Genomic DNA, 24,935 nt, shown 5'->3' with positions numbered 1-24,935 from the left:
GACGATAATGGGCGCCTGCATTGGGCGCAAACCCGGGGAATCACAGGCATGACCGAATTCGCCATCATTTTGTTGAGCGCCATACTGGTGAACAACTTCGTACTGGTTCAGTTTCTGGGCCTGTGCCCCTTCATGGGCGTCTCCAACAAGCTGGAGACCGCCATCGGCATGGCCGGCGCCACCACCTTTGTACTGACCCTGGCGTCCGTGTGCAGCTACATGATCAACAGCTGGATTCTGCAGCCGCTGAATATCGAATTCATGCAGACCATTTCGTTCATTCTGGTAATTGCCGTGGTGGTGCAGTTCTCCAAAATGTTCATTGAAAAAACCAGCCCGCTACTTTACCGGGTCCTGGGGATTTTTCTGCCCCTGATTACCACCAACTGCGCGGTACTGGGCGTGGCGCTGCAGAATACCACCAAGAATCACGGCTTTTTTGAATCCACCGTGTTCGGCTTCGGCGCCGCTCTGGGTTTCTCCCTGGTGCTGATTCTGTTTTCCGCCATGCGCGAGCGCCTGGCGGTGGCCGATGTACCCACGCCCTTTCGGGGCGCCGCCATCGGCATGATCACCGCCGGCCTCATGTCCCTGGCCTTTATGGGATTTGGCGGCCTGGTCTAGCTGGTCACATTCAACGCCGCAGTGGCCCCCGGGCCGCACCATTAACTGACTGACAACGCATCGCTTTATGCTGGATTTGATTGTACAGAACCCCCTGGCCTCGGCGCTGATCGCGCTCGGTGGCCTGGCCCTGGTCTTCGGCGCCGTACTCGGCTATGCCGCGGTGCGCTTCCGCCTGGAAGAAGACCCGGTGATCCAGCAGATCGACGATATTCTCCCGCAAACCCAGTGTGGCCAGTGCGGCTACCCCGGGTGCCGCCCCTACGCCCAGGCCATTGCCAACGGCGACGCCATCAACAAGTGCCCTCCGGGTGGTCAGAGCACCATCAACGCCCTGGCCGACCTGCTCGATGTGGAGGCACCGACGCTGGATGCCGAACACGGCGAGGAATCCGAAGTGAAAACGGTGGCGTACATCCGTGAGGACGAATGCATCGGCTGCACCAAGTGCATCCAGGCCTGCCCGGTGGACGCCATCATTGGCGCCGCCAAGCAGATGCACACCGTGATCGTGGATGAGTGCACCGGCTGCGACCTCTGCGTCGAGCCCTGCCCGGTGGACTGCATCGACATGATCCCCGTCGAATCCGGACTCAGTGGGTGGAAGTGGGACAAGCCCGCCCCCATCGAGGAGCAGGCCATCAACATCATCGCCTCCGACAAGGGCAGCAAAGGTGAAGCGGCTTAATGGGTAGTTTAATCAAGGTCTGGGACATTCCCGGCGGAGTTCACCCGCCCGAGAACAAAGAGCAGTCACTGAAACAGCCCATCGGGCGTGTGCCTCTTCCTCCGCGGCTGGTCCTGCCTCTCAACCAGCACATCGGCAAGCCCGCCAAGCCGGTGGTCGCCGTGGGCGAGCGGGTGCTTGGTGGCCAACTGATTGCCGATGCCGAGGGGGTGTTCAGCGCGCGCGTGCACGCGCCCAGCTCGGGCACCATCTCCGCCATTGAAGACCGCCTGATTCCGCACCCCTCGGGCCTGAGCGCGCCCTGCATCGAAATCGAACCGGATGGCCAGGACGAGTGGGTCGCGCTTGAGCGCTGCGAAGATTATCTGAGCCTGGACAAAGGCGAGCTGCTGGCCAAAATCCGCGGCGCCGGCATCGCCGGACTGGGGGGGGCAGGCTTCCCGACCTCGGTCAAACTCAGCCCCAGAGCGGACCACAAGATCCACACCCTGATTCTCAACGGGACGGAGTGCGAGCCGTACATTACCGCCGACGACATTCTGATGCAGGAACGGGCGGATGACGTGGTGGCTGGCACCCTGCTGTTGGCCAAGTTGCTCGACTACCCGGAAAAGGTGCTGATCGGGATTGAGGACAACAAGCCCAAAGCGATCGCCGCCATCGAAAAAGCCGCGGCCGGCACTGAAATTCAGGTGGTGTCCTTCCCCACCAAATACCCCTCCGGGGGCGAAAAACAGCTGATCCAGATTCTGACCGGCGAGGAAGTCCCGAGCGGCCAGATTCCCGCCAGCATCGGCGTGGTCTGCCAGAATGTGGCCACCGCGGCGGTGGCCTATCGCGCGGTCCGATTCGGCGAACCATTGGTATCGCGCATCACCACGCTGGTAGGCGAAGCGCTGGAAAACCAGCGCAATGTGGAGGTCCTGCTGGGCACACCGATTGACTACCTGCTGGAGCAACACGGGTTTGAGGCCAAGAAAGCCTCGCGGCTGGTGATGGGCGGCCCCATGATGGGTTTTGCCCTGCCCGAGCCGGCGGTGCCGGTGATCAAGACCACCAACTGCCTCCTGGCCCCCAGCAAAAAAGAGCTGCCGCCTCCCCAGCCAGCTCAGGCCTGCATCCGCTGCGGCCTGTGCGCCGAGGCCTGCCCGGCCAGCCTGTTGCCACAGCAGCTGTTCTGGTATGCCCAGGCGGAAGATTACGAAAAACTCGAAGCCCACAGCCTCTTTGACTGCATTGAGTGCGGGGCCTGCTCCTACGTCTGCCCCAGCCATATTCCGCTGGTGCAATACTACCGGGCCGCCAAGGGCGGTATCCGTCAACAGCAGCACGAGAAGGAAAAGGCCGACCGGGCCCGCCGTCGATTTGAGTTCCGGCAGGAGCGGATCGCCAAGGAAGAAGCGGAAAAAGCCGCCAAGCGCGAAGCGCGCAAAAAGGCGGCCGAAGAGGCCAAGCGCAAGATCGCGGACAAACAGGGCGAGCCCGCCGCCGAGACACCGTCGGCGCGCGCGTCCGATCCGGTGGCCGATGCCGAAGCAAAAGCCCAATTGCGCGCTCGACAGCAATCGCCGGCGGCCCAGCGCGCCAAGCTCGAACGCAGCCTGGCCGCCGCCCAGGACAGCCTGGCCAAAGCGCGCCACCCCCTGGAGCCCAGCGAGCCCGGGGTCGAAGTCAGCGCCGAGCAACTGGAAAAACAAAAAGCGCGCATCAAACAGGCCGAGCTGAAAGTGCAGGAAGCAGAAGCCCGGCTGCACCAGCTCGAGCACGAAAGCCATGCGCCCGAGTCGGAACACAAAGCTGAGCCCGGCTCCGAGTCCAAGACCAACGACCCGGTGTCGGCGGCCATCGCCCGGGCCCAGGCCAAGATGCAGATGAGCCCGGAAGACAAGCTGCGCTCGGCGCTGGAGTCACTCTACAAGCGCCAGGCCAAGGCCGAGGAAAAGGCCGCCGAAGCCCAGCGCGAAGGCAGCGACAAGGCCGACGCACTGCAGCAGGGAGTAGACAAACTCAAACGCAAGATTGCCGACACCCAGAAAGAGCTGGAAGAGCAGACGCCCTCCACGGTCGCCGAGCCCAGCTCCGCCTCCCGTCATACCGACGATGCAGCGGGCATCGCCATTGAGCGGGCCAAAGCCAAGGCCTCCGCCCTGGAAACCATGAGCGCGGACGACAAGCTGCGGGCCCAGATCGAGTCGGTCAAGGCCCGACTGGAAAAGGCACGCGAGCGTCTGGCCAAGGCCGAAGCCGAGGAAAACGAGAACGTCGAGGCCTTCCGTTCGGGCGTTAGCAAACTGGAAGACAAATTGAAACAGCTGACAGACGGTTAGCTTTTCCAACCGGGCGGGCCAAGCCCGCCCCAACAAGCCTAGAGACAGTGCATTCATGTTAAGGGTCACATCACCCCACACACACAGTACTCGCAGCACCGGGCAGTTGATGCGCCTGGTGGTGTTCGCGACCCTGCCCGGTCTGGCCGCCCTCACCCTGGCGTTCGGCTGGGGGAGCCTGTTCAACGTGGTGCTGGCGAGCGCGTCCGCCCTGCTGTTTGAAGCGCTGATCATGAAACTGCGCGGCCGCCCGGTCGCCTTTTACCTGCGTGATTGCACGGCCCTGGTCACCGGCGTTCTGCTGGGCCTGGCACTGCCCCCCTACTGTCCCTGGTGGCTGGTGGTGACCGGCAGTGCCGTGTCCATCATCCTGGCCAAGCAGCTGTACGGCGGTATGGGCTACAACCCGTTCAATCCGGCCATGGTGGGCTATGTCGTTCTGCTGATCTCCTTTCCGGTGGAGATGACCCAGTGGGCCGCACCCGCCAGCACACTGGCCGAGGGCCAGAGCCTGGTCGGTCTGGTCGAAGGGCTCAAGCAGATCTGGCTGGGCGTGCCCGTGGATGGCTACACGGCCGCCACACCGCTCGACGTGGTCAAACAGAACAGCGGCCTGCTGCTGGACGACCTCTATGCCAGTGATCCCACTCTCAGCAACGGCCTCTGGGCCGGCGCCGGCTGGGAGTGGGTGAACCTGGGCTTTCTGCTCGGCGGACTGTTTCTGCTCTACCAGAGAGTCTTCACCTGGCACGCACCGGTGAGCATGCTGGTGACGCTGGCCGTGGTGTCGGTTTTTTTCTATGACGGCAGCGCCCAGAGTCAGGGGTCACCGCTGCTTCACCTCTTCTCCGGGGCGACCATGTTGGGCGCCTTCTTTATCCTGACCGACCCGGTCAGCTCGGCTGTCAGCAACCGCGGGCGGCTGGTGTACGGCGCCCTGGTCGGCCTTCTGCTGTATGTCATGCGCGCCTGGAGCAACTATCCGGATGCGGTGGCCTTCGCCGTGCTGCTGGCGAATTTCGCCGCGCCCTTCATTGACTACTACACTCTGCCGCGCACTTACGGGCACAAACAGCCCCGACGCGCCACGGAAAAGCGGGAGGAACATTGATGTTCGGTCGCTCCATCGGTAAGAACAGTCTGTTGCTGGGCGCCTTTGCCCTGGTGACCGCTGGCGTTCTCGCGGGCACCTATCAGCTCACGCGCGAACAGATCGCCAGTTCGGAGCGGGCCGCCGCCCAGCAGGCCCTGCTGGAAATCATTCCGAAAGAGCGCCACGACAACGACCTGCTGGCCGATACCCTGCCGGTTCCGGAAGACTCCCGGGACCAGCTGGGCCTGGATGCGTCCGCCGACATTCATCTTGCTCGTCAGGATGGCGAGGTGACGGCGATCATTGTGCCAGCCGTGGCGCCGGACGGTTACAGTGGCGATATCCGGATGATTGTCGGCATCAACCGCGACGGCACCGTCGCCGGTATGCGGGTGCTCACGCACCGGGAGACACCGGGACTGGGCGACAAAGTGGAGTTGAAAAAAAGCGATTGGGTCCTGGGGTTCAATGGTAAATCCCTGGGCAACCCCGAGCCCGAACAGTGGCAGGTGAAAAAAGACGGCGGTCACTTTGATCAATTTACCGGTGCCACCATTACGCCTCGAGCGGTGGTGAACCAGGTGCGCAAGGTACTCGTATTTGTCGACAATCACCGGGAGCTGTTGTTCGCCGACCCGGAAACACCCGATTCCGAATCCGCAACTGACAGGCTGGAGGCAAGCACACCATGAGTGATACCGCCGACTACGGAGCCATCAGCAAAAACGGTCTCTGGACCAACAACCCGGCGCTGGTGCAACTGCTGGGTCTCTGCCCGCTGTTGGCCGTCACCGGCTCAGTGGTCAACGCCATGGGACTGGGGCTGGCAACACTGTTAGTGATCACCAGCTCCAACATCATCGTATCCCTGATCCGCAAAGGGGTGAGCGACGCGGTGCGTCTGCCCGTCTTTGTGATGATCATTGCCGCGCTGACCACCTGTATCGAACTGGTCATGCGCGCGTTTACCTATGAGCTCTATACCATTCTGGGCATTTTCATCCCCCTGATCGTGACCAACTGCGCGATTCTGGGGCGAGCCGATGCCTTTGCCAGCAAAAATTCCGTGCTCCCCTCCGCGGTCGACGGTTTAACCATGGGCTTCGGGTTCATGCTGGTACTGTTGACCGTCGGCGGCGTGCGGGAATTACTGGGCAATGGCACCCTCTTTGACGATATGCACCTGTTGCTCGGAGAGGGCGCGCGCGGCTGGACCTGGCAGCCCTTCGCCAACTACCCGGGCTTTCTGGTCGCGGTGTTGCCGCCCGGCGCTTTCATCGTGACCGGCTTTCTGATTGCGCTCAAGAACAGCGTCGACGCTCAGCTCAAAAAGCGTGAGGCGGCCAGCGGGACCGAAGCAATCAAAGGCAGCAAGCGGGTCCGGACCACGGGCAATATCGGCTAGTGGGATGAAACGTCGGGGTTTGTTCGCTAAACTCACACCACTACACTCTCTATAGAAGGATAGCGCATGTTCAATACCGAGCAGATCAACTCCTTTGTCGAAACCTACCTGGTCCCCTGGGGCATCAACATTGTCTCAGCTGTGCTGCTTTTCATTATTGGCCGCATTGTGATCAGCATTATTTCCGGCTTGCTGGGCAAGGCCCTGGGTCGTACCAAGCTGGATAGTATTCTGATTGAATTCATCCAGACCATCGCTCGGGTATTGCTGTACATTTTCGTGATCGTGGCGGCTCTGGACCGCCTGGGGGTCAATACCACCTCGCTGATTGCCGTACTCGGTGCGGCCGGCCTGGCCATCGGTCTGGCGCTGCAGGGGTCGCTGCAGAACTTTGCGGCCGGTTTCCTGCTCCTGATGCTGCGGCCGTTCAAGGCGGGCGATTACATCGAGGCCGCAGGCACCGCCGGCATGGTGGAGAAGATCAGCATTTTCGCCACCGTCATGCGCACGCCGGACAACAAGGAAGTGACCGTACCCAACGGTTCCATTTACGCCGATAACATTGTCAATTACTCGGCGCGCGACACCCGCCGGGTCGATCTGGTGTTCAGCATCAGCTACAGCGACGACATTCAGAAAGCCCGGGAAGTCATGCAGGCGGCGCTGAACTCAGATGAGCGCATCCTGGAAGAACCGGCTCCCAATATTTCTGTGGGATCGCTGGGTGACAACAGCGTCGACATCATCTGTCGCCCCTGGGTGAAAACCGACGACTACTGGCCCATTTACTGGGGCATGATGGAGAAGATCAAGGTCGATCTGGAAGCGAATGGCATGACCATCCCCTTCCCCCAGCGCGATGTTCATGTCTATCAGGAGGCTCTTATGGAAAAGCCCGCGGAAAAATAGTCCGATCACACAATGCAAACAAAGGGCGCCAATGGCGCCCTTTTTTATGGGGTTTCAGGCGGGGTCAAAAGCTGCTCTCGGCCTTGATCAGTAGTTGGGTGCTCTCGAGGCCAGTCCGATCCGCCAGGGGCATCGCCAGATCAATGTGGAGCACATTGCCCACCTTGGTTTTGCTGGAGCTGAAGCGCAGCCCGAGACCGACGTTGGACAGGTGCGGGTTATCCTGCCCCTCGATGTTGTCATCCCAGGCGCGCCCCGCGTCAAAATAGGCCACCCCGCCCATACGCACGATATTGAACAGGTGCAGATCGGAGAAATAGCGCCGTTCAAGGTTGAACAGGTAGCGCCGCTCGCCTCGCTGATAATCGATCGGATAGCCACGCAAGCCATTGCCACCACCCAGCGTCAACTGTTCGTACTGCTCCAGGTTACGACCCAGGTCGTAACGCAGCTTGATGTACCAGCGATTCTGATCATCCCGGAACCAGTTGTAGGCCATTTCCGCCCCGAGGGTGCCGCTATCGATGCTCTCGGGACTCTGGTAGTGACGACCATTCAAATCGGCATGCAATTGCAGTATGTGGTGCTCACCCACCCCGATGACGTTACTGTAATTACCCCAGTAACGAATCAGGTCGCGCTCATTGCCCAGCTGGCTGCCCCCATAGCCCAGGCGCAGGTTGTAATTGACCCCCATGGCGATGTCCTCGGTGCGCTGGATCTGGTTGAGGTTTTTGTAGGTGGCAAACCGGTTCTCGATGACCTCCAGCCCCACCCAGCCATAGTTGCCCCGGCGATCTTGCGGAGCCTCCAGAGTCGTGTCCTCGGTAGCACTGAAGACATCCTCTTCCCGACTGATCCCGACCAGCCAGCGACGGGTCAACTCGCTATCGGCACGTCCCGCCAGACCGAAATAGACTTCGCTGTCGCGGTTGCGGTGACGGAACTCATTGATATCATCACCGCCCTCCCGAATGATGCTCAGCTCCGAGACATCTTCGGTCGAGACCCCGGCCGCCCAGGGCACCTGAAGGGCATAAAACGGACGTTCCAGCCGGAAGGCCTTGTCTTCGCCGTCACTTTTCTGGGCGTAGTACACCCGGGTGGAGAGCCGGGTCTGCATGAAGTGATCGGTTTCGTACTCGTAGCTGACACTGCTGCGCTCCAGGTCCTGAGCATAGCGTATCGCAATGGCGTCCCCCGAGCCCAGAAAGTTGCCGTCCTTCAGCCCGATCCCCGACTCGGTCTCTCCCCCCTCATGGGAGAAGGTCAGTTCAGGTTCCGTAACCCAGGAGTCCCGGGTCACTACCAGCAGGTCGATATAATCGGGACAGATGACGTCGGGCACGATGTAGGCGCTGGTCAGATAGTTGCGGCTGCGCAGTATGCGCTCCGACTCCTTGACCAGGCTCTCGCGCAGCGAATCGCCTTCAGCAAAGAGCAACTGGCCAGCGATCACCGGCTCACGGGTGTTGATATGCAACTCATTAAAGCCCCGGTACAGCCAGTTATTCTCATCCGGGTCGGACTCGTCAAAAATATCCCGACTTTCGTACCGGATATGGCGGATGGTCTTGCCCTGCTCATCGGCAAACGCATCAAACACCAGTCGGCTTTCACGCTGTTCGGTAAGGTCCCGGTAGTTGTACTCGAATTCGACGCAGGCTTGCCCGCCTTCACCTTCACGGTCGGACGTTTCCACCGAGTCGGCATGGGTGAAGGCGGCACACAGTGAGACAACACAGCCGCCGCAAAGCCATCCCAATAACCAGGCCACGCTCCTCTGACCACTATTCATCAGGGGGCCTCTATTCATAAAGGCTCCCTGCTGAGAATGGCGACAACTCAACTTCCACTCTGATCACAACGGTTTATTGGTCTCTGTCTGGGGTTTCTATCGTTTCAGGCTGGCACTTTTTTGCGCCGCCCCAAAATCGTGGCACTCGCGGGCATCATATACTGGAAAAAAGCCCGGCGTCACTACCGGATGAAAGGAAATCGCAAACATGGGACGGGAGAGCGTCAGCGGGTCAATGCAAATGATGTCCGGAGTGATCCATCTCTGTCTCGCCCGGCGAGTGCGCCCCGTGGCTTCCCAGACCCAGCCCGGGCAGCAACGTCCAGACACCAAAGGCGATGATCACGACCGCCAGCAGCCGGCGAAGGGAGCGGCGTTGCAGCCACCGGGTCAATCGCTGGGCGGCCACACCGGCCGCCAACACCGCGGGCAGGGTGCCCAGACCAAACGCCAACATCACGCCCCCCGAGGCCAGCGCGCTCCCCTGTGACAGGGCGTAGGCCAGGGCGGTGTACACCAGACCGCAGGGTAACCAGCCCCAGAGGCTACCCAGCAACAGCGCCTGGGGGGCGCGACGGACCGGCATCAGATGTTTTCCGAGCGGCTGGATGTAGCGCCAGAGGTGTCGCCCCCCGCGCTCCAGCCAGGTCAGCCCCCGCCACCAATCCGCCAGATACAGGCCCATCATCACCAACAGCAGACCGGCGATCAGGCGCAACACCGGGCTCCCGGCAGCCACCTCGCCCACCAGAGCGCCGAAAATCAGGCCCATCAGGGTGTAGCTGGCAATGCGGCCCAGGTTATAGCTGACCAGCAGTCGCCAGCGGCGCCCTCGGGCGTCGGCCGGTATGGCCACAGAGAGGGCACCCATAATGCCACCACACATGCCGATACAGTGGGCGCTGCTGAACAGGCCCAGAGTAAACGCGGCCAGCAGCACACCGGGCAGCCCGGCTCCCATCTCAGTCACGTTCGTCTTGCTTCCCTTCAGATTCGGCGCCCTTCTCGCGGGGCGACCGGGCGGGGACTTCGTCGTCGTCAAACAGAATGCGATGAGCTTCGGTATCGAGATTGTCGTATTGGCCACTTCTGATCGCCCAAAAGAAGATTTTCAAGGCGATGGCGACAAATATCAGTGCAATCGGGACCAATAGATACAGACTTTCCACATTAACCTCCGCTGGAAATCCCGGGGGCCCGGGTTCGCTGCAACCGCAGGGCGTTGAAAATCACAATCAGCGAGCTGGCGGTCATGCCGATTGCCGCGAGCCAGGGGGGAATCAGCCCGGCCGCCGCCAGGGGCAGCGCCAGCAGGTTGTAACCCAGGGAAAACCCGAGATTCTGCTGAATGACCCGCCGGGTGCGACGCGCCAGCTCCAGAGTGTGGCTCAAGGTGGCCAGATTGTCACTGAGCAGCACCGCATCGGCGCGGGTCTGCGCCAGATCCGAGGCCGAGGCCATGGCCACGGACACATCAGCCGACGCCAGCACAGGCACATCGTTGATACCGTCCCCGACCATCAGAACCCGCTCGCCCCGCGCCTGGGCCTGCTGCATTCGCGCCAGCTTGTCCTGCGGCAGAGCGCCCGCCAGATACGGCCCGATGTTGAGGTCGGCGGCCAGGCTCGCGACGGCGCCCGAGCGGTCGCCACTGAGCAGCTCCACCTCTATGCCCCGACCCTGCAGGTAGGCAATCAATTCCCGGGCCCCCTCGCGCGGTTTGTCCTCCAGGGCAATCCAGGCCTGGGGACCTTCGGAGCTGGTCAACAGCAACCAGAGTTGCTCGGCGTCGGGCACAGCCGGAAGCTCACGGTGCGGGCACAGTTCGCCGGCAAAATCCGGGTGCCCCAGACGATAGCGGATGCCATCCACTTCGCCTTCAACACCGGCAGCGGTCGACTGGCGAGTGTTGTGTGCCTGCTTGAGCCCGAACCAGGGCGCAAAGGCCGCCGCCAGTGGGTGTCGCGCCGGCGCTTCCAGCGCGCCGGCAACGGTCAACACCGACTCCCGGTCACGATCGGTGAGACAATGGATGCTACGCAGGGAAAACCGCCCCTCGGTCAGGGTGCCGGTCTTGTCCAGCAATACCCGGTCGACTTTGGCCAGGGTTTCCAGCACGTGCCCACGCGCCACCAGAAAACCGTGACGCCGCAGATTGGCCGTAGCGGCGGTCAGGGCCGTGGGCATGGCCAGCGCCAGGGCGCAGGGGCAGGTCACCACCAGCACCGAGAGCGCCACCCAGAAGGCGCGCTCGGGGTCGATCAAGTGCCAGGCTCCGAAGACGATGGCAAAAATCACCAGCACCGCCGCCACAAAATAGCGCGCGACCCGGTCCGCCAGCGCCACCTGATGGGGTTTTTCCTGCTCGGCCCGGGACACCAGCCGCTCAATGGCGGAAATCTGAGTGTTCGCCCCCACAGCGGTCACCCGCACTGTGAGGTCACTCTCGCCATTGAGCGTGCCACCCACGACCGGATCACCGGGTTGCTTGGCCACCGGCCGAGACTCGCCGGTCAGTAGCGCCTCCACCACATCGGAGTGACCGCTGAGGATCTCACCGTCACAGGGGAAAGTCTCGCCGCTGCGCACTCGCACCTGATCCCCCGCCTTCAGGGTTTTGACCGGCACCGGCCGCTCACCCTCGGGTCCCAACCAGAGCGCGCTCAACGGCATCAGTTGCGCCAGGTTGCCGTAGGCCAGGCGATTGCGATGGCGGGTACGCATCTCCAGGTATCGGCCCACCAGCAGGAAGAAGGTGAACATCCCGACGGACTCAAAGTAGACTTCACCCGACTGGTTGATGGTCGCCCAGGCGCTGGCCCCATAGGCCAGACCGATCGCCAGGGCCACCGGCACATCCATGATCAACTGCCCGGCCCGCAGGCTGCGGGCCGCCGACTGAAAGAAGGGCCAGGCGCTGAACAGCACCACCGGGGTAGTCACCAGCAGGCTCAACCAGCGCAGGAACACCTGCCATTCTTCCGCCGCGCCCGTGTAGAGACCGACCGCCACCATCCCCGCCTGCATCATGCCAAAGCCGGCCACGCCGAGGCGCAACAGCGCGGTGCGGTTTTCCCGTTGTGCCAGGTCCCGCTGCTGCTCGTCGGTGGCCGGGCGCGGACGATAACCGATGCTGGCCAGGGCGGCCAACAGCTCGCTCAGCGGCTGCTGATTCGGGTTCCAGGTGAGAGTGCAGCGATGGGTTGTGACATCGACCACCAGTGATGTGACCGCCGGGAACTGGCTCATGTGCTTTTCAATCAGCCAGCTGCAGGCGGCGCAGGTCATGCCCTCAAGCAAAAGGCTGGCGCGGGCCAGCCCCTCTTCGGTGGCGAGGACAAATTCGGATTGCACCTCGGGCAGGTCGTAGAGCTGCCACTGCGCCCGCTCAAGATCGGCATCCTCGGGCCGCTCACTGGCCTCGGTGCGGTACTGATAGAAGCGCTCAAGGCCGCCCTCGACAATGGCACTGGCCACCGCCTGACAGCCCGGGCAGCACATCCGCTGCTCATGGCCCTCAATGACGACGGGGTAATAGGCCCCTTCAGGCACGGGCAGACCGCAATGATAACAGGCGCTGTTGGTCATAATTCCGGAGGGTCAGGTGAAAATCGTTGAAAGAGCGTTCGATGCAAACGTGCGGAAAATGGCATTCGGTAACAATGACCCGCGATCAAAACAGCCGCACCGCTACGGCGCCTCTGCGCCCTCAGGTAGACTTCGGTCGGAGGGACTCAGTTCAATCTGATCAGTGTCTTCAAACTGGATTTCGCCGCGCAGCAGCCATTCGGCGTCCCGCATCCGCTCGGATTCGAGTTCCGGCAACAACGTCAGATAGCGCCGATGCGATAGACCGCGCACCAGATCGCCACGATAAACCCCTTCGCGCACTTCAAGCATAGCGACCTGCTGATCCAGGTCGGCATCCACCGGATGACCTACCATCAACAACAACCGCTCAGGTAACGGATCTGAACGCTCAGATGATGCATTCAGGCGAAGCAGAACTTCGCCGGTCTGCTGATCAAAACGCAGATTGGCGAGCAACCCGAGTTCCCGTGCGCGGGCTTCCTGATCAAAGCTCTGATTGATGGTTCGCCCCTGCTGATAATAATTGTCCACCACCCGATCGTCGGCGTGGTACAGGGAGACAGTGACAAAGCTCAGGGACACGCAGACCACCACAATCAGTGGTGTCATGACAAACCAGAACCAGGGTTGCCGGTAAGCCGGCCCACTATCGTTGGTATCGCTCATACTATCCCCAGTCAGGCCTTACCGCTCACGTGGCGTCGGACCTATGAACGTTGTGGTGTGTTCCGTGTGGATGGCGGGATTATCCCGCGCCTCGACCCGGAGGGTCACCGAGGTTTTGACTTTATCAAGTTCATCGCGAGGCACAATCACCCGAACCGGCGCCGTGACGATTTCCCCCTCCTCAACCGGCAGTGGTCGATAGCCACCCAGCTCGAAGTCATACTCGCCCGATACGGAGACGTCATAGGTGTGAGTCTCCCGATCCTTGTTATGGATCTTCAGAGTGTAGACATTCTGCACGTCCTTGCCGCTGATCCGGTACATACGCATGCCGCGATCACGCAGCACATCCAGCCCGACCGGCAGGCGCTCACTGAGCGCATAGGTAAACACACTGAACATGACCAGAAGCACCGCCCCGTAGGCCAGAAACCGGGGCCGAAACACCCGCGTATGGCCCTTCTCGATGGCATCCTCGGTGGTGAAACTGATCAGCCCGCGCGGGTAGTGCATTTTGTCCATCACCGCGTTGCAGGCATCCACACACAGGCCACAGTCAATGCATTCGGCCTGCAGGCCATCACGAATATCGATGTCCACGGGGCAGACCTGCACACACCAGGAGCAGTCGATGCAGTCGCCCAGACCGAGCTCGGCCCGGTCGTCAGTCAGTTTTCTCGGACCCCGAGGTTCGCCGCGAATGTAGTTGTAAAAGACCGTGAGCGTGTCCTGATCGTACATCACCGACTGGAAGCGGGCATAGGGGCACATGTACTTGCACACCTGCTCACGCATAAAGCCAGCGTTGACATAGGTGGCAGCGGTAAAAAAGAGCACCCAGAACGCGGCCGCCGGATGCACCTCGACGGTGGCCAGCCCCACCAGCAGTTCTCTGATGGGCACAAAATAGCCGACAAAGGTCACCGCCGTAATCAGAGCGATCGATAGCCAGATCCCGTGCTTGGCCCCTTTGCGCACCAGTTTTTGCGGCCCCCAGGGTTGTCGATCCAGCTTGATGCGTTTGTTCCGATCCCCTTCACACAGATTCTCTGCCCAGATATACATCTGGGTCCAGACCGTTTGCGGACAGGTAAACCCGCACCAGACACGCCCCACCAGGACAGTGACGGTAAACAGCAGAAAGGCGGCAATGATCAGCAACCAGGCGAGAAACATCCCGTCCTGCGGGCCGAAGCTCAGCCAGAGGACGTGAAAGCGCCGCTCCGGCAAATCAAACAACATGGCCGGCCGGCCATCAATGACCAGCCAGGGCATCAGAAGGTAGCCGGCGATCAGGGGGATGCCGGTGTAGCGACGCAACCTCTGGTAGAACCCGGTGATACGCCGGGTATAGACCTTGTCATCCGCCTCGTAGAGGTTAACGTAGCGGATCCCTGTCTCCCGTTCCTCTTCTCGCTGACTACTCTTCGTCATATTCCATGGACAGACTGTAGACGTAAGCGGCGAGAATATGAATATGACTGTCTCTGAGCAGATCTTCCTGCGCCGGCATCACCCCGTTACGACCCTGTCGCAGGGTCTGGCGAATATCACTGGGAGCCCCGCCGTACAGCCAGATATCATTGGTCAGGTTGGGCGCACCGAGGTTGATATTGCCCTTACCCTCGGCCCCATGACAGGCCGCGCAATTGCGAGCGAACTTTTGCTGGCCCTCTTCGGCCATGGATTCGTCGTGTTCGCGGTCATTGAGGCTGAGCACATACTCGGTGACCTGGGCGATACCCTCCTCACCCAAATTGTTGCTCCAGGCGGGCATCGCGGCCTGGCGCCCGTCCACCAGCGTCTGCTTGATGCGTTCGGGCGAACCGCCCCAGAGCCAGTCATCGTCGGTCAGATTGGGATAGCCCCAGTTGCCGCCACCATCGGAGCCGTGACAGACGGCACAGTTGTTGGCAAACAGGCGCGTGCCCATTTTCATGGCATCCGGGTTTTCCGCCAACTCTTTGATCGGGGTCTGCGCGTACTCGCCAAACTGCTCGGAAAAACGCGCCTCGGCCTGCTGCTGATGCCCTTCCAGCTCCTTTTCCTGGGTCCAGCCCAACAGGCCGGGGAAACTGCCCATGCCCGGATACAGAAGCAGGTAAATACCGCCGAAAATGAAGGTGGCGATAAACATGTTGAACCACCAGCGCGGCAGTGGATTGTCGTACTCTTCAATCCCGTCATAGACATGCCCGGTCTTGCGGTTTTCGGGGTCTTCATCGTCCCGCACGGCCACTTTTCGGTTGGCCAACAACACCCACAACACCAATGCCAGATTGGTGAGGGTGAGAACAATAATCCAAAGGCTCCAAAATGTGCTCATAATCAATTCCGCCTGTCAGCTTCGTCACCGGAGTGATGCTCAGCCCGATCATCTGCTTCGCCGGCCTGCTTCTGTTCGCCAGAAGAGTCCGCCTCGTTTTCTTTCCGGTCTTCATCGGCAAAGGGAAGGTTGGCCGCATCGTCAAAGCGTTTTTTGCGCCGGGGCGAGAACGCCCACCAGCAAACGCCCGCAAAGGCGATGGCGACCAGCACGGTTGAAATTGCGCCCAGAGTACCGCTATCCATTGTGATCACCGTTTCTCTTTGAGCGAAGTGCCCAACTGTTGCAGGTACGCGACCAGCGCATCCATTTCCGTCTCCCCTTTGACCTCCTCACCGGCACCCTCGATATCCTCATCGGTGTAGGGCACGCCAACAATACGCAGCGCGCGCATCTTCGCCTCGGTGTGTTCGCCATCGAGGGTGTTGTCGTACAGCCAGGGGAACGCCGGCATGTTCGATTCGGGCACGACCGTGCGGGGGTTATAGAGGTGCGCCTCGTGCCAATCATCCGAGTAGCGTCCACCCACCCGTGCCAGGTCCGGCCCGGTGCGCTTGGAGCCCCACAGGAAGGGGTGCTCATAGACATGCTCGCCCGCCACGGAATAGTGCCCGTAGCGCTCCACCTCGGCCCGCAACGGTCGCACCATCTGCGTATGGCACACGTGGCAACCTTCGCGAATGTAGATGTCGCGCCCTTCCAGCTCCAGAGGCTCCAGAAGCTTCAAATCGGCTACCGGCTCAGTAGTTTCCTTCAGGGAAAACAGGGGCACGATCTGTACCAGGCCGCCAAAACTGATCGCAATCACAATCAGCACGACCATCAGACCAAGGTTTTTCTCAACGATATCGTGATGTTTCATTACGTCTCCCCTATGCCACCTGAGCCTGAGTATTGTCGTCCGCTACCGGCTCGGGCTCGGGCATGGTGGCCGTACGCCAGGCGTTGTAGGCCATCAGCACCATACCGAGCAGGAAGATCAACCCGCCGAGGAAACGAACAAAGTAGCCCGGGTAACTGGCAACCACCGATTCGATAAAGCTGTAGGTCAAGGTACCGTCAGCATTGAACGCGCGCCACATCAGGCCCTGCATGATGCCGTTCACCCACATGGATACGATGTAAAGCACCGTTCCCGCCGTGGCCAGCCAGAAGTGCACGTTGATCCACTTGACGCTGTACATCTGCTTTTTACCGAACAGAATGGGCAGCAGGTGGTAAATGGCACCAATCGAGATCATCGCCACCCAGCCCAGCGCGCCAGAGTGCACATGTCCGACTGTCCAGTCGGTATTGTGCGACAGGGCGTTCACGGTCTTGATCGACATCATGGGACCTTCGAAGGTCGACATGCCGTAAAAGGAAAGGGATACCACCAGAAAGCGCAGGGTGGGATCGGTACGCAGTTTATGCCAGGCGCCGGACAGGGTCATGATGCCGTTGATCATGCCCCCCCAGCTGGGGGCCAGCAGAATCAGCGACATGACCATACCCAGACTCTGGGCCCAGTCCGGCAGCGCCGAGTAGTGCAGGTGGTGCGAACCGGCCCAGATGTAAATGGAGATCAGCGCCCAGAAGTGCACGATCGATAGCTGATAGGAGTAGATGGGACGGTTCGCCTGCTTGGGCACGAAGTAGTACATCATGCCCAGAAAGCCCGCGGTCAGGAAAAAGCCCACCGCATTGTGGCCATACCACCACTGGATCATCGCATCAGTGGCGCCGGCGTAGGCGGAGTAGGACTTGAAAGCGCTGACCGGAATCGCCGCGCTGTTGACGATGTGCAATACCGCCACCGTCAGAATAAAGGCGCCGTAGAACCAGTTGGCCACATAAATGTGGGAAGTTTTGCGCTTGGCGATGGTTCCGAAGAAGACCACCGCATAACTGACCCAGACAATGGCGATCAGGATATCAATCGGCCACTCCAGTTCGGCGTACTCTTTAGTGGAGGTCAGCCCCATCGGCAGGGTGATGGCGGCGGACACAATGACGGCCTGCCAGCCCCAGAAGGTAAAGGGCACGAGCCAGCCGCCAAACAGTTTCGTCTGACAGGTCCGCTGCACCACATAATAGGAGGTGCCAAACAGGGCACAGCCGCCAAAGGCGAAGATCACCGCATTGGTGTGCAGGGGCCGCAACCGGCCGAAGTGGGTAAAGGGTTGTACCAGGTCGTTGAGAGCCGGCCAGACCAGCTGGGCCGCCAGCAACACCCCAACCCCCATACCGACGATGCCCCATACGATCGTCATGATGGAGAACTGACGCACGACCTTGTAGTCGTACACCGGATGGTCTCCGGCGGCTGTCAGGTTACTACTCATAGGTTATTCCCATTTTTGCAGATCAATTCGTCTTCGGCGACGGCTTGCCCGCCCCGGGCTCTGCCGGGCAGAGTCCGGGGTGGTCAAAAGCCGCTCGCGGCGCATTGTCGCCCATCCAGGGACGCGCTTTTTTGACCTTAGTCAAAAAAACGTGTTTAGTCTTGGTTAAAGTATTGTTATTCGAGGGGGGAAGCCCCGGTGCGGGGGTCGCGTTTGCACCGCCGGGACCTGCCCGGAGGTGCAAAGCGTCTCTGACAGGATCCGTTAGCGCAGATTGCGACCCTTGTTAGCAGCTATACGCATACGCAGGGCATTTAGTTTAATAAAGCCTTCGGCGTCTTTCTGATCGTAGGCGCCCGCGTCATCTTCGAAGGTAGCCACTTTCTCATCAAACAGGCTGTCTTTGGACTGACGTCCCACCACGTGGACGCCGCCCTTGTACAGCTTCAGGCGCACTTCACCGTTGACATGCTCCTGGGACTGGTCAATGGCGGCCTGGAGCATCTTGCGCTCGGGGCTCCACCAGTAGCCATTGTAGATGAGCTCGGCGTATTTGGGCATCAGCTCGTCTTTGAGGTGCGCCACTTCCCGGTCCAGGGTGATGGACTCAATGGCCCGGTGCGCCTTGATCATGACGGTACCGCCGGGGGTTTCGTAGCAGCCGCGGGATTTCATGCCCACGTACCGGTTTTCCACGATATCCAGACGACCGATACCATTGGCCCCGGCCACCTTGTTCAGATGCTCAAGCACCGTGGCGGGCGACATGGTTTCGCCGTCAATGGCGACAATATCGCCCTTTTCGTAGGTGATATCGATGTAGGTCGGGGTATCGGGCGCCGCTTCGGGGGCAACGCTCCAGCGCCACATCTCTTCCTCGGCTTCGGTCCAGGGGTCTTCCAGGACGCCGCCTTCGTAGGAGATGTGCAGCAGGTTGGCATCCATGGAGTAGGGAGACTTTTTCTTGCCCTTGGAGAAGTCCACGGGAATGCTGTGCTGCTCGCAATAGGCCATCAGCTTGTCGCGGGAGTTCAGGTCCCACTCGCGCCAGGGGGCAATCACCTTGACGCCCGGCTTCAACGCATAGGCACCCAGCTCGAACCGCACCTGGTCGTTACCCTTGCCCGTAGCACCGTGGGAGATGGCATCCGCGCCGGTTTCGTTGGCGATCTCGATCAGACGTTTGGAGATCAGCGGCCGGGCGATGGACGTGCCCAGCAGATACTCACCTTCGTAAATGGTGTTGGCGCGGAACATGGGAAAGACAAAGTCGCGCACATATTCTTCGCGCAGATCGTCAATGTAGATTTCTTTGACGCCCAGGGCCTTGGCCTTGGCACGCGCGGGTTCCACCTCTTCCCCCTGGCCGATATCGGCAGTGAAGGTCACCACCTCACAGTTGTAGGTCTCCTGCAGCCATTTGACAATAACCGAGGTGTCCAGACCGCCAGAATAGGCCAAAACCACTTTCTTGATGGATGACATAGGGTGCTCCCGCTGAGAATGCTGTACTTCGAGAAGGCGCCGGCCGATGGGCCGGAAAGCGCGCCAGAGCCGCCTCGCGGCGGCCCGTATTGTACCCGCGATCGAGCTGAAATCCCATACCATCCGCCACGTTTATCGGGCCCGAGGGCACTCACTCGCTCCCAAACCCTGTAAACTCCGTCTATTTGCGAGGCCCGAGCTCCCATGGCAACAAAATCGACCATCATCAAGGTCAAGCTGGAAATCGCCGATATGGACCGGCACTACTACCAGGACCACCCGCTGACGCTCGCACGACACCCCTCGGAAACGGATCAGCGCCTGATGGCGCGGATTGTGGCTTTTGCCCTCAATGCCTCCGACAGCCTGAGTTTCTCCAGCAGTCTGAGCTCGGAAGATGACGAGCCGGAGCTGTCAGACAAAAGCCTCACGGGCGAAATCAACCTCTGGGTGGCCTTTGGCACACCCGACGAGAAGTGGCTGCGCAAGGCCAGCAACCGCGCCCGAGAGGTGCAGGTATTCGCCTACGGCACCCACAGCGTGCCAGTCTGGTGGAAGCAGAACGAGAAGGCCCTGACGCGCTACCACAACCTCAAAATCTGGGAGCTGCCCGAGACCGAACTGGCGGACGCCGCCCAGCTGGTCAGCCGGGGGATGAAACTGCAGTGCAATATCAGCGAGGGCCAGATCTGGCTATCAAACGACGCCGGCAGCCATACTCTGGAGCCGCTCGTACTGAAGGACTTCGTCACCGATTCGCGCGCTTGATCGACCGACCAACCGGTCGCTACTGCACCCGCTCCACCTGAGCGCGCCCGTACGCTTCCAGATTCTGCAGAAGCGCCTCCTGGTCGGGCGTCAGCCCCTCTGCGCGCAAACGGACCAGTCGCGCCTGCAGCTGGTCCCAGGTGAGCGCGGCGCCGGCCGCCGGGTCGGTGAGGCGTTGGTAGCAGAAACGCCGCCACCGCTGTTGCTCCTCGGCAGAGAGGCTTTCGGGGTAGTGGCGCGCCCGATATCGGAATAAAAGTTCGGGCAGGCGATCATCGTGAAAGTCGAACTGGCTCTGCGCCAACTCCTCGCCGCGACTTTTACGCAAGCGGGTCATCAGCTTGCGATCGTGATCGTCGAAAAAGCCATCGTAGAGTTGTTGCTCCGGATCGGTTTTGGGCTCGAACGCCGGAGCCATATAGATCTCGTGCAGTTTCTGGCGCAGCTGTTGCTGCTCACTGAGCGTCAGACTCGCGAACTGCTGCCAGTGACGCTCGGCCCGGGCCTTATCGATTCCCAGGCGCCTGGCGGTGACATCCTCCAGGGTGCTGGCCGGGGCGATCATCGGCGTTTTATTCAGGTGAACTTCTTTCAGTGGCGGACGGACGGCACCCTCGGCCAGATCATCGCTGCGGGTAAACAGCCGCTCGCGCAGGTCCTCGGCCGAAGCGCCGAGCAGGTCCTGCGGCGATTCGGACAGGTCAAACACCACCACACTGTTTTTGTTGCTGGGGTGCATGGCCAGGGGCAACACCAGCGCGGCATTGCCCCGCTCGGCCGGGTACATACCGGAAATGTGCAGTAGCGGCTTGTGACTGTCGATATCGATCAGCCCGGCGGCATAGCGCTTGTCGCGCAGCCGGTAGGCGTACTGATAGAGCTTGGGCTGCTGCTGTCTGATCAATCTTGCCATGGCAATGGTGGCATACACATCGGAAAGGGCATCGTGAGCGGCGCCGTGATCCAGATTGTTGGCCTCGGTCAGTTTTTCCAGGCGGAAACAGGGACGGCCGTCGTCATAGTCCGGCCACTGAATACCGTCGGGGCGCAGCGCCCGGGTCATCCGCACAACATCGATGAGATCCCAGCGCGAGTTGCCGTTGCGCCACTCGCGCTCGTAGGGGTCGTAGAAGTTCCGGTAGAGCGTATGGCGGGTGACCTCATCGTCGAACCGGATGGAGTTATACCCTACCCCGCAGGTGCCGGGTTTGCCCAGCTCCCGGATAATGGCGGCGACGAACTCCGGCTCCGGCACGCCCTTCTCCAGAGCGAGCTGCGGGGTAATACCGGTCACCAGACAGGCCTCGGGTTTGGGCAGGCAATCCGGAGCGGGCTGACAGTAAAGCATCAGCGGATCGCCGATGATGTTCAGATCTTCGTCGGTGCGCACTCCCGCAAACTGGCTCGGCCGATCCCTTGAGGGCACCTCGCCCCAGGTTTCATAGTCATGCCAGTAAAGTGTTTTTTGCCCGTCATTGGCCACTGTGACGCTCCCCCTTAATCCGCTTGAGCGGCTTACTTTACCACTCGGGTCCCGCTTTGGCCTATACTTGCCCCTTGCGCTCAAAGGAGGACTCATGCCCGAGCCGGACGAACTGTTTGCCAACAACCGCCAGTGGGCGGAACAAATCAAAGCCGAAGACCCGGAATTTTTCAGCACCCTGTCCAGGCAGCAGGCGCCGGAGTACCTCTGGATTGGCTGTTCCGACAGCCGTGTGCCCGCCAACGAAATTGTGGGTCTGATGCCGGGGGAACTGTTTGTCCACCGCAACGTGGCCAACCTGGTGGTACAGACCGATCTGAACTGTCTTTCGGTCATGCAGTTTGCGGTCGAGTACCTCAAGGTCAAACACATCATGGTGACCGGCCACTACGGTTGCGGCGGGGTCAAGGCGGCAATGGCCAATCAGCAGTTTGGACTGCTCGACTATTGGGTACGCAATATCCGCGAAGTGTTCCTCAAACACCAGGATGCGATGGATGAAATTTCCGACGATAGCAAGCGGCTGGATCGGCTGTGCGAGTTGAATGTCATCGAGCAGGTCGCCAACGTTTCGCACACCAACATTGTGCAGAACGCCTGGAAGCGCGGCCAGGAATTGACGATTCACGGTTGGATTTACGGCATTGAAGACGGGATACTGCACGACCTGATCAAGCCCATCAGCGGCATCGAGCAGGTGGACCCTCGCTACCGCACGATCTAGAAAAGACGGGACTATGAACGCGGCGGCTCTTCATCCGCGAGCCAGCGCTCCGCAAACGCATCCCCATCGAGGGGTCTGCCGTAGTAAAAGCCCTGCACCCGATCACAGCCGAGCCGGGCCAGGGCATCGGCCTGCTCCCGGGACTCCACCCCCTCGGCCACGGTGGTCATACCCAGACTGTGCGCCATGGCAACAATGGTGGTCACAATCGTGTAGTCGTGGCTGTTTTCCAGCATATCCCTGACAAACGACATGTCGATCTTGAGCGTGTCGGCCGCGAAACGTCGCAAATAACTCAACGAGGAATAGCCCGTACCAAAATCATCAATAGACAGAACATAACCCGCTGAGCGCAGCCGCTCGGTAATGCCCACGGCCCCATCCGGATCGCGCATGAAGCCGCTTTCGGTCAACTCCAGACCGATGAAGTGCGGCTCTACTCCCCGGGTCAGCAGCGCGACACGATCCGCAAGGCCGGGATCACCGAACTGCTGGGCGGAAATGTTGATGGACAGGCGCCCGGGGAAAACCAGTCCCTGCGCCTGCCAGGTTTGTAACTGCAGCGCCGCTGTACGCAATACCCAATCACCCAGATCAATAATCAACCCCCGCTCTTCCGCCAGGGGGATGAATTGGGCGGGACTGACCCATCCCCATTGCTCGTCGTACCAGCGACAGAGCACCTCCGCCCCGATCAGGGTTTCCGAGGCCAGATCCATTACCGGTTGAAAATGCAGCAACAGCAGGTCGTCGCGCAACGCCTCCGCCAGACGTTCAGCCAGAGCGCGCCGGTGATTCAGCGTTTCCGCCATGGCAATATCAAACACACAGGCGCCATCGTCGCTGCGCTTGGCCTGATGTATGGCGACGCTGGCGCACTGGAACAGGTCGGCCGCCGAACGGGCATCCTGGGGAAATTGTGCCGCCCCCAGGTTCACCGCCAGTTTGAAATCCCGTCCCGCCGCCCAGATCGGTGCGGCAAATGCCACCCGGAATCGCTCTATTGCCCGGGGCAGGTCACCCCGCCCCAGATCGGGTAACGCAAACGCGAATTCATCGCCCGAGAGGCGCGCCAGAAACTCCTCCGGTCTGCGACTCTGATCCAGACGCATCGCGACCGCGGCCAACAGCTGGTCGCCAATATCGTGCCCCAGCACATCGTTGATCTCCTTGAAGCGCTTGAGGTCCAGAAATATCAGACCCAACGCCGAACCCCGACCCTCTGAGCGGGGCAGTTCCTCATTCAGCCAGTCCATGAAGCGGATACGGTTGGGCAGCCCCGTTGTCCCATCCACATAGGCGAGCTGCTGGATCCGGCGGTCATTGCTCTGACGCTCAAGCTCAGCCGCTGCGCCGGCGGCCAGTATCCGCAGCACCGAAGTGGCCAGTTTGAGATCGGGAGCGGGATTGCAGTACAGGACCGTGAGCGAACCGATCGGCTCGCCCGAAGCGCTGTCCAGGCGTCGGCCGACATAACTGTGAACCAGAAGGGGTTCCCCCTTCCCGGGGCGGGGGATCGACCGGGGCGGATCAAAATGGCCAACACACTCGCCCTGCTCGATCACCTCATGGCAGGGTGTATCCGCCAGCGTATAGCGGATATTGTCCGCGACTTCGCCCGCCACCACCAGGGCCTGGGTTTCCAGGCTGTCTTCGTTGTAAAAAGTGGCGATCAAGCCGACATCCGCATTCAGCGCCCGGGTCAGGTGCTGCACCAACTGAGGAAAATAATCGTCGCCCAGGCGGCTGGTTATCGCTGTTGCCGTCTGGATCACCGCCTCCTGCACCCGCTCGGACTCATGCTGCTCGGTGATGTCGCAGATGAAGCCTTCAAGCAGAACGTCGCCGGTGTCCACATCGGTCACGCTCTGCCCCTGTTCCCACACCCAGCGGATTTGCCCGGTCGCCGTCACCAGTCGATAGATGCAGTGATAGGGCTTGCCGATAACCACGCTCGCCTGCACCTGGTCAAAGACCCGGTCGCGATCGGCGGGGTGAATCAGTTCGACATAGGCGACACGCCGGTTACCCTCGAGTTCTTCCGGGCGGTAGCCAGTGAGCTCTTGCGCCCCCTGACTGACAAACTCCATGGTCCAGTACTGGTCGTTACGGCAGCGGTAAGCCATGCCCGGCAGATGGTTCATCAGAGTGTGCAAACGGCGCTCACTCTCGACCAGGGATTTTTCCGCCCGCCGGCGCCCCAGCTCCGACCCCGCTTGAGCAGCGGCGATACGCAGCACCTCTTCTCCCACAGAGGGTAGCGACAGGGGCGCATTGGACATGATCGCGAGCAGCCCCACGGGGGTGCCATCCAGAGCCAGCATGGGCAGCCCCAGGTAGCCCTCAACCCCGATCAGCTGCAGCAGCTCATCCTCGGGGAAAATCTGGCTCACCCCGGAGGGATAAAAACAGGGCTTGGCAGCCACCACTTTTTCGCAGGGTGTACCGGCCAGTGAATAACTCAGATTATCGCGCAGCTGGCCCTCAGACCAGTTGGCCAGGGTTCGGACACGCCCCCGATCATCGAGCACTTCGGAAATCAGCACGTGGTCAACCGCCAATATTCGGGCAAGGCGAGCAACCAGATCCGAGAAGAAGTCGGGAGAGTTGTTGAACGCCAGGCTATCGGCCAGTTGCCGAAACACCTCTTCTGCTGCCACTGGTGGTTTCACCCGGCCCCCTTGATACTGCGTCGATATAGGAGGGATAGTAGCGAAATTTTTA

Annotated in this window: 22 protein-coding genes; 9 read left to right on the top strand and 13 right to left on the bottom strand. The window is 60.8% G+C overall.

From position 1 onward, the window contains the following. The first annotated feature begins 48 nt into the window (after positions 1-48). The 7 genes from rsxA to AAE484_RS07325 all read left to right on the top strand — a co-directional run bounded on the left by rsxA (position 49) and on the right by AAE484_RS07325 (position 7,046). Positions 49-624, top strand: a complete 576-nt coding sequence (gene rsxA, locus AAE484_RS07355; protein ID WP_341937717.1) for an electron transport complex subunit RsxA — start codon at positions 49-51, stop codon at positions 622-624. Between the two features lie 67 nt (positions 625-691). Continuing rightward, the gene (gene rsxB / locus AAE484_RS07350) at positions 692-1,312 is read left to right on the top strand and encodes an electron transport complex subunit RsxB (RefSeq protein ID WP_341937716.1); all 621 of its coding nucleotides are present in this window, start codon (positions 692-694) and stop codon (positions 1,310-1,312) included. Next, positions 1,312-3,639, top strand: a complete 2,328-nt coding sequence (gene rsxC, locus AAE484_RS07345) for an electron transport complex subunit RsxC (RefSeq protein ID WP_341937715.1) — start codon at positions 1,312-1,314, stop codon at positions 3,637-3,639. The genes rsxB and rsxC overlap by 1 nt, the downstream gene beginning before the upstream one ends. Positions 3,640-3,694: 55 nt before the next feature. Continuing rightward, complete coding sequence (gene rsxD / locus AAE484_RS07340; RefSeq protein WP_341937714.1) at positions 3,695-4,750, top strand: electron transport complex subunit RsxD; 1,056 nt, start codon at positions 3,695-3,697, stop codon at positions 4,748-4,750. Further along, positions 4,750-5,424: an electron transport complex subunit RsxG gene (gene rsxG / locus AAE484_RS07335; RefSeq protein WP_341937713.1), complete on the top strand. Its 675-nt coding sequence runs from the start codon at positions 4,750-4,752 to the stop codon at positions 5,422-5,424. Before rsxD ends, rsxG begins: the two co-directional genes overlap by 1 nt. Continuing rightward, positions 5,421-6,137, top strand: a complete 717-nt coding sequence (locus tag AAE484_RS07330) for an electron transport complex subunit E (RefSeq protein WP_341937712.1) — start codon at positions 5,421-5,423, stop codon at positions 6,135-6,137. Before rsxG ends, AAE484_RS07330 begins: the two co-directional genes overlap by 4 nt. Before the next feature lie 66 nt (positions 6,138-6,203). Next, a complete protein-coding gene (locus tag AAE484_RS07325) occupies positions 6,204-7,046 on the top strand; it encodes a mechanosensitive ion channel family protein (RefSeq protein WP_341937711.1) in 843 nt (280 codons plus the stop codon). A 64-nt stretch (positions 7,047-7,110) separates the two neighbouring features. On the opposite strand, the gene AAE484_RS07320 is transcribed toward AAE484_RS07325, so the two are convergent. The 11 genes from AAE484_RS07320 to AAE484_RS07270 form a co-directional block, all read right to left on the bottom strand. Next, positions 7,111-8,862 carry a hypothetical protein gene (locus AAE484_RS07320; RefSeq protein ID WP_341937710.1) on the bottom strand — a complete coding sequence of 584 codons (1,752 nt, stop codon included), beginning with the start codon at positions 8,860-8,862 and terminating at the stop codon, positions 7,111-7,113. 214 nt (positions 8,863-9,076) lie between these two features. Next, positions 9,077-9,805 carry a sulfite exporter TauE/SafE family protein gene (locus AAE484_RS07315; RefSeq protein WP_341937886.1) on the bottom strand — a complete coding sequence of 243 codons (729 nt, stop codon included), beginning with the start codon at positions 9,803-9,805 and terminating at the stop codon, positions 9,077-9,079. A 1-nt stretch (position 9,806) separates the two neighbouring features. Next, positions 9,807-10,013, bottom strand: a complete 207-nt coding sequence (ccoS, locus tag AAE484_RS07310; protein WP_341937709.1) for a cbb3-type cytochrome oxidase assembly protein CcoS — start codon at positions 10,011-10,013, stop codon at positions 9,807-9,809. Between the two features lies 1 nt (position 10,014). Continuing rightward, the gene (locus AAE484_RS07305) at positions 10,015-12,432 is read right to left on the bottom strand and encodes a heavy metal translocating P-type ATPase (protein WP_341937708.1); all 2,418 of its coding nucleotides are present in this window, start codon (positions 12,430-12,432) and stop codon (positions 10,015-10,017) included. 102 nt (positions 12,433-12,534) lie between these two features. Then, the gene (locus AAE484_RS07300; RefSeq protein ID WP_341937707.1) at positions 12,535-13,101 is read right to left on the bottom strand and encodes a FixH family protein; all 567 of its coding nucleotides are present in this window, start codon (positions 13,099-13,101) and stop codon (positions 12,535-12,537) included. Positions 13,102-13,119: 18 nt separating this feature from the next. Beyond that, positions 13,120-14,535 carry a cytochrome c oxidase accessory protein CcoG gene (gene ccoG, locus AAE484_RS07295; protein ID WP_341937706.1) on the bottom strand — a complete coding sequence of 472 codons (1,416 nt, stop codon included), beginning with the start codon at positions 14,533-14,535 and terminating at the stop codon, positions 13,120-13,122. Next, a complete protein-coding gene (ccoP, locus tag AAE484_RS07290; RefSeq protein ID WP_341937705.1) occupies positions 14,522-15,427 on the bottom strand; it encodes a cytochrome-c oxidase, cbb3-type subunit III in 906 nt (301 codons plus the stop codon). Before ccoP ends, ccoG begins: the two co-directional genes overlap by 14 nt. 2 nt (positions 15,428-15,429) lie before the next feature. After that, positions 15,430-15,672, bottom strand: a complete 243-nt coding sequence (locus tag AAE484_RS07285) for a cbb3-type cytochrome oxidase subunit 3 (protein ID WP_341937704.1) — start codon at positions 15,670-15,672, stop codon at positions 15,430-15,432. A 5-nt stretch (positions 15,673-15,677) separates the two neighbouring features. After that, entirely contained in the window at positions 15,678-16,289 is a 612-nt protein-coding gene (gene ccoO, locus AAE484_RS07280; protein WP_341937703.1) for a cytochrome-c oxidase, cbb3-type subunit II, read from the bottom strand. A 10-nt stretch (positions 16,290-16,299) separates the two neighbouring features. Beyond that, positions 16,300-17,751: a cytochrome-c oxidase, cbb3-type subunit I gene (gene ccoN, locus AAE484_RS07275; protein WP_341937702.1), complete on the bottom strand. Its 1,452-nt coding sequence runs from the start codon at positions 17,749-17,751 to the stop codon at positions 16,300-16,302. A gap of 264 nt (positions 17,752-18,015) precedes the next feature. Beyond that, positions 18,016-19,236, bottom strand: a complete 1,221-nt coding sequence (locus AAE484_RS07270; RefSeq protein WP_341937701.1) for an argininosuccinate synthase — start codon at positions 19,234-19,236, stop codon at positions 18,016-18,018. A gap of 204 nt (positions 19,237-19,440) precedes the next feature. On the opposite strand from AAE484_RS07270, the gene AAE484_RS07265 reads away from it, so the two are divergent. Next, entirely contained in the window at positions 19,441-20,004 is a 564-nt protein-coding gene (locus tag AAE484_RS07265) for a YaeQ family protein (RefSeq protein WP_341937699.1), read from the top strand. 19 nt (positions 20,005-20,023) lie between these two features. Here AAE484_RS07265 and sbcB read toward each other — a convergent pair whose 3' ends face one another. Beyond that, on the bottom strand, positions 20,024-21,487 hold the full coding sequence (sbcB, locus tag AAE484_RS07260; RefSeq protein WP_341937698.1) for an exodeoxyribonuclease I: 1,464 nt from the start codon (positions 21,485-21,487) through the stop codon (positions 20,024-20,026). A gap of 94 nt (positions 21,488-21,581) precedes the next feature. On the opposite strand from sbcB, the gene can reads away from it, so the two are divergent. Then, positions 21,582-22,211, top strand: a complete 630-nt coding sequence (can, locus tag AAE484_RS07255) for a carbonate dehydratase (RefSeq protein ID WP_341937697.1) — start codon at positions 21,582-21,584, stop codon at positions 22,209-22,211. A gap of 11 nt (positions 22,212-22,222) precedes the next feature. On the opposite strand, the gene AAE484_RS07250 is transcribed toward can, so the two are convergent. Beyond that, the gene (locus tag AAE484_RS07250; RefSeq protein WP_341937696.1) at positions 22,223-24,871 is read right to left on the bottom strand and encodes a sensor domain-containing protein; all 2,649 of its coding nucleotides are present in this window, start codon (positions 24,869-24,871) and stop codon (positions 22,223-22,225) included. Positions 24,872-24,935 lie beyond the last annotated feature (64 nt).

This window comes from Marinimicrobium sp. C2-29 (assembly GCF_038419845.1).
Taxonomy (GTDB): domain Bacteria; phylum Pseudomonadota; class Gammaproteobacteria; order Pseudomonadales; family Cellvibrionaceae; genus Marinimicrobium.
The sequence above is the reverse complement of the archived record's forward strand: the minus strand, read 5'-3'. Positions and strand labels throughout refer to the sequence as shown.